The 5,800-nt window shown below is 46.7% G+C and carries 6 protein-coding genes; 3 read left to right on the top strand and 3 right to left on the bottom strand.

Annotated features, from left to right (window positions below):
* Positions 1 to 50 precede the first annotated feature (50 nt).
* Both MES37_RS23195 and fhuF read left to right on the top strand, forming a co-directional pair.
* Complete coding sequence (locus tag MES37_RS23195; protein ID WP_237932729.1) at positions 51 to 1,115, top strand: GGDEF domain-containing protein; 1,065 nt, start codon at positions 51 to 53, stop codon at positions 1,113 to 1,115.
* A 107-nt stretch (positions 1,116 to 1,222) separates the two neighbouring features.
* Positions 1,223 to 2,014 (top strand): siderophore-iron reductase FhuF, encoded by a 792-nt coding sequence (fhuF, locus tag MES37_RS23190; RefSeq protein ID WP_237932728.1) that lies wholly within the window; start codon positions 1,223 to 1,225, stop codon positions 2,012 to 2,014.
* A 51-nt stretch (positions 2,015 to 2,065) separates the two neighbouring features.
* Here fhuF and MES37_RS23185 read toward each other — a convergent pair whose 3' ends face one another.
* Entirely contained in the window at positions 2,066 to 3,412 is a 1,347-nt protein-coding gene (locus tag MES37_RS23185; protein WP_121814859.1) for a PTS sugar transporter subunit IIC, read from the bottom strand.
* Between the two features lie 441 nt (positions 3,413 to 3,853).
* Between MES37_RS23185 and MES37_RS23180 the strand changes: the two genes are divergently transcribed.
* On the top strand, positions 3,854 to 4,312 hold the full coding sequence (locus MES37_RS23180; RefSeq protein ID WP_064543315.1) for a YbaK/EbsC family protein: 459 nt from the start codon (positions 3,854 to 3,856) through the stop codon (positions 4,310 to 4,312).
* Positions 4,313 to 4,361: 49 nt separating this feature from the next.
* On the opposite strand, the gene MES37_RS23175 is transcribed toward MES37_RS23180, so the two are convergent.
* On the bottom strand, positions 4,362 to 5,066 hold the full coding sequence (locus MES37_RS23175; RefSeq protein WP_064543313.1) for a helix-turn-helix transcriptional regulator: 705 nt from the start codon (positions 5,064 to 5,066) through the stop codon (positions 4,362 to 4,364).
* 21 nt (positions 5,067 to 5,087) lie between these two features.
* Entirely contained in the window at positions 5,088 to 5,738 is a 651-nt protein-coding gene (locus MES37_RS23170; protein ID WP_064543311.1) for a LuxR C-terminal-related transcriptional regulator, read from the bottom strand.
* Positions 5,739 to 5,800 lie beyond the last annotated feature (62 nt).

The following is a 5,800-nucleotide window of genomic DNA, read 5'->3' as shown; positions in this document are numbered from 1 at the left end:
ATATTATTCAACAGCATAATGTTGAGTTCGAGTAAAAAGAACTATCTGATATGACAGCAACAACCTGGCGCGCTTTACTCAAAGGGAAACATCAACTCTCGTTGCGTTTATTTTTATTACTGAACGCGTTTTCTGCGGGATTTAGTATGGCGTCGCCTTCTGCCCACACTCAGCACCTTACCTTACCGATTATCATGGTGCTGGTGATAAGCCTCTGCTGCCTGCTCTGGCAGTTTTTTAACAAAAAAACACTGATCAACATTAACGCTGTTTCGTTAATAATTGGCTCACTTTGGGCATGGCATATCTATATAAAAGTCAGTGTGATGCCGATTAAAGATCTTAATTTTCTAATTATTGCCTTACTGGCGATATTATTTATTGGCTCAATCTCTTTTATCAATAACATACAAGCATTTATCGCCTCATGCTTGCCGGTAACGCTAATGATTTTATGGCTCGACCACGGGAATAATTGGCCGAGAGTTTTATATTCGGTGGCCCTCCCGGGCATTGGCATTATCATTCAGAATATCATTCAGCAACGTAATGATAATTTTACTCGTCGTTTAATGGATAAACTACTCGAAGAGAAAGAAACTCTTAACGATTTGAGTATGTTAGATCCCCTTACCGGTCTGTATAACCGCCGTGGTTTTCAAAATCGACTTGAGACAGTGTTAGCCGTTGGAAGCGGCACGCATTTCGTCTTGTTGCTGGATATCGATCATTTTAAAGCTTACAACGACAACTATGGTCATAGCATGGGCGATCAGGCTTTGATCCATGTCTCTGCCGCCATTCGCGATGCCGTTCGTTCTCGCGATATTGTCACCCGTTATGGCGGTGAAGAATTTATGGTGTTGCTGACCGATGTGGATGCCGAGCAGGCTTTGCAAACCGCTGAACGTATCCGCCAACGGGTTTATGATTTAAAGATCCCACACTTGTTTAATGACGACGTGGCAACCCATGTGACGGCCAGCATTGGCCTTGCCGTGCTGGAACAGCAAAACATCGAAGAGGCCTTACGGCAAGCTGATAGCGCTCTTTATCGAGCCAAACGCCAGGGTCGTAATAGCATTTTTGTCAGCGAATCGCTGCTGCCTGCCTGAGCCAAAATCCCCCATCAGAACACGCGCACAAAATAGCCTTGCTAAAGGCTTTGCCTATAGATAGGATTGGCAATCATTATCATTTGTATTAGTGGTCTTGTTTGTCGATGGCTTTTCAGTCTTCCCAGTTTCTTGATGATTTTGCATGGCACTCGCCATTTGCTACCAGCTCACAGCCAGAGCTGGCAGATGAGCTGCGCGCACATTTCATCACCCATCGACCTTATTTTAATGACATCATCAAATTCAATGAGCCCGCTCCGGCAACCAGCCAGACGTTGTATCAATGGACCCAACCCGCTGCGTTAACCTCGCTTCTTGCCTGTTACAGTGACCATATTTATCGCAACCAGCCGCAACTTGCCCGTGAGGGGAAACCGCTGAAATCACTGTGGGCGCAATGGTATCTTGGCCTGCTGGTTCCACCGCTGGTGATGGCGCTGATCACTCAGCCCCGAGCGCTGGATATCGGCCCACAACATATTCATGTCGAGTTTCATGAAACGGGCAGAGCCGCCACTTTCTGGATAGACGTTCAGGAAGATAGAGTGGCAACCACCCAGCCGTTGCAACAACGCCTTGAGAAACTGCTGGTTGAAGGGCTAATGCCGGTCGTTGAGGCGCTGGAAAACAGCGGTGAGATCAATGGGAAACTCATCTGGAGCAATACTGGGTATTTGCTAAATTGGTTTTTTGGTGAGCTGAGAGAGTTGCTTGATGATGCGACAATCGCTGAATTGCGCCACGCCTGTTTCTTTGAAAAACAACTGCGCGATGGCCAGGATAACCCCCTCTACCGCACTGTAATCCTGCGCGAAGGTTTGTTGGTACGCCGCACCTGCTGCCAGCGCTATAAGTTGCCTGATGTACAAGGTTGTGGCGACTGTACCCTGAAGTAATAAAGCAAAACGGCGGGTTTCCCCACCGTTTCATCTCACTCTTTCATTTCATTAAGCAGCCTGTTGGCTCTCTTCGCCAGAGGCTTTCTGAGCTTCTTCCGCTTCCTGCTCCAGCAACTGCTTCTCGTACACTTTAAAGAACGGGAAGTAGATGATGGCGGAAACAACAGCCAACAGAATCACCAGAATCGCCGCACGGAAATCCCAGCCTAATGCCCATGCAGCACCGATTGGCGCGGGTGCAGTCCATGGAACCACTGAAATCACACGGCCAATCAAATCCATCTTCATAGCACCCCATGCCAGCACGGCGTTAACCATTGGTGCCAGCAAGAATGGAATAAAGAACACTGGGTTCATTACGATTGGCGTACCAAAGATGACGGGTTCGTTAATGTTAAAGCAAGTTGGGACAATACTCAGACGGCCAATGGAACGCAGGTGGGCAGATTTACTCCGCAGATAGCAAATCACCAGACCCATAGTGGCCCCCGAACCACCGACAACAATGAAGAAGGTCCAGAATGCTTCCATGAAGATGTGTGGCAAAGGTGCGCCTTGTGCCAACGCGCTCTGGTTCATCCCCAGGTTGGTCAGCCAGAACATTTGCAGCATGCCGGAAACAATCGCCGCACCGTGAATCCCGGCAAACCACAGCAAGTGACCAATCAGCACCGCCAGCAGAATGGCCGGCAATGAATCAGCAGCAGATACCAGAGGTTTAAACACCGACATAATCGCTTGCGGGATTAACATGTCGAACTGCGACTGAATCAGCAGACTCAGCGGGTAGAGTGTCAGAACCACAACCAGCACAGGAATCAGCAGATCAAAGGAGTTTTTGATCATTGGTGGAACCTGGTCCGGCAGCTTGATCCCGATATTGTGCGCTTTCAGGAAGCGCATCATTTCAACACAGTAAACCGCCACCAGAATCGCGGTAAAGATCCCCGTCCCGCCCAGGCTATCCATCGGCATCACACCTTTGGTTTTCGGAGCCGCCACCAGCAGGAATGCCATTAGCGAAAGCATCGCACACATGAACGGATCCAGGCCGTGCGACTTCACATAATGTTTACCGAGGTTATAGGCAATCGCCGCACAAATGTAGATAGACATAATGCCCATCGTCATATCAAACGGCGTCAGAATTTGCCCTTCAAACTGTTTTGCCATATCCAGCCATGCTCGAGCAAAGCCCCAGGTGGTGGTTGGCGAGAAAGGCGGATAGGCGAAGACCAGCAGGAACGAACCGACAATCATGAATGGCATCGCAGAAATAAACCCATCACGAATCGCCATAACGTGGCGTTGTGATGAAATTCTTCCCGCGACGGGACTCACGTAGTTTTCTACGAAGCGAAAGATCAGATTAAAAGCGGCATGATTCGATGACATAGCAGTGCTCCTGTCAGGCTTTCAACGCGAATGTTACAGCGGGAAGAATATCGCCGCGTAACAATCCGTAATTTATATAATTGATCCCCGTAGCCGGGACCTTTTTAGATACAGCTTTAATGTCTAAAACACTGGCAGGGGCATCAGTGGCACAGCATAAAAAAATAGGTTTCATAGGCTGCTCTTATTATTGGGTACAGGTGTGTGACCGTTTCAGTATTCATCGCCTTTTCTTACTCTGCAACCGGTTACTGAAACCGGTTGCAGTGATTGTGAAGAAGATCCAGAAATCACTGAAACTTTGAGTTGTTTAGCTATTTCACATCACAGCATTGGCTATTGACGGTATGTATTCATGACACATAGAAATTATGCGTTCACTGGTTTACATATAGCACAGCCTTATGCCAAATTATTTGCGGCCAAGAATGGGAGAAAAGCATGAGCCTGCAGTCAGTCCGGCAATTCTTTGCCGAAAACGCCCCGGATATCGACATCATCGAATTAAACCAAAGCACCGCCACCGTTGCTCTGGCAGCCATGGCCCATAACGTTGAACCGGGCCAAATTGCTAAAACATTGTCGTTGAAAGTTAAGGATCAAGTCGTGTTGGTTGTCGCGAAAGGTGACGCACGCCTGGATAATAAAAAACTCAAAGCGGCTTTAGGGGCAAAAGCCCGCATGCTCAGCAGCGATGAAGTGGTTATCTGGACAGGTCATCCGGTAGGCGGGGTTTGTCCGTTTGGCCTGGAAAATCCGTTAACGGTTTACTGTGATATTTCACTAAAACAGTACGAAGAAGTTTTACCCGCAGCAGGAGCGATTCATAGCGCAGTGCGTATTTCCCCGGCTCGTCTGGCTGAACTCACAGCTGCACTTTGGGTCGATGTCTGCCAATAATCAGATGACTGAGGACGCACTAGCGAACCTCAGTCATCACTAATTTTCTTCATATCCCCTGGTGATACGGAGGCAAATTCAGCTCCTGCATCCCATGTACACTGATCATCCATGCATACATTTCGGCGTCCGTTTTCAGCATCAGGCGGCGCATAGCACTGCTTTTTTGTGCACTGATGGTTTTGTAACTTTTCTCGAGCAGAGTCGCAATTTGGGTCAGTTGCCACCCTTTGCTAAGCAGCCGTAGAACACGACGCTCTGAAAAAGTTAAATTGGCATTCGTCACCGTAATATCGGACGTATTAACCGCTTTTTCTTGCAAAAGAAGCCGGCTAATTCTTTCGGTTTGACCACCGCTATTAAAGACATGTTCGATAATACGGCTCATCGGTTCATGTAAAGAAAGCAATGCTGTTTTGGCCGTCAACAACCGTTCAATGGCAATATTCACCAAGTTCACGGGAAGCGTGAAAACCCACTCCACTTGCCGGTGCTGATTTTGTAATTGGTTGAAGAAATCACAGGCTTCGAAGATTTCCTGCAACGTGCTATCCAGTTCAATAACCACCACATCGATCTGCAGCAATATTTCTGGCCTGATATCCAAATAGTTTTCACAAAGAATGAGCGATGATTTCTCAGCGCGTTCCTTCATCATAAACTGAAGGCCTTCTCTCATCATTGGCCGCTTGCTAACAACTAACGCGCGGCAAAATGGGTTACGCAAAAAGACCTTTGCTTTGCTTTCCTGCATATTTATCTCCTTTTAAAACTTTCACTTTCCTAGCAGTGCGCAACCCAGGACATGGAGATCTTTCTCACACTGAAGGCCGAGTTTTTCCATCGCATGTCTTTTATGTGCGCTCACCGTTCTGATATCGCGTCCTAAACTTTGAGCAACCTGGCTGACGTTGTGCCCAAGAAATAACTGCCCTATTACCTGAACTTCGCATACCGTCAGTTCACCTGAAATTCTCGTATCCAGAATATTCTTGATCATCGGGCTGGAAAGCATCGATCTGGAGGAAAAAGACTTTATAATTAAATCGGTGAATGTTGAGGATGACTCGTATTGAGAAATAATCACCCGCGCACCCAAAGCAGAAATATAATTCAACACGCTAAGTTTATGATTTCGTGTGTAAGCAACAATGGCAGCGCCAGGTTGCACTGTACGGCACCAGTTAATAAATTTTATCTCCTCAGCGAGTTGAGTAGATGACTCGCTAATATTCAAAATAACAAGTGAGTCCGTGGCTTTTAATACCTCTCCATAAGCCTCATCAATCCTTTTGATATTGCTCACTAATTTATGAATTTTTGGCATGGATTTTAATCGATGTACAATTCCTGCTGCCGTTAACACGCAGGGTACAACCACCATTATTTTTCCAGGTAAACTATTTGTACTAATAATGTTTTCCATATCATTCCTTTGATTAATGCATTCATATTATTTAAAATATGACCGATGATTCACTCATACAT

Origin of the sequence: Buttiauxella sp. S19-1 (assembly GCF_022134725.1) — a bacterium.
GTDB classification, from domain to species: Bacteria; Pseudomonadota; Gammaproteobacteria; order Enterobacterales; family Enterobacteriaceae; genus Buttiauxella; species Buttiauxella ferragutiae.
This window is presented reverse-complemented; position numbering and strand designations above follow the sequence as displayed.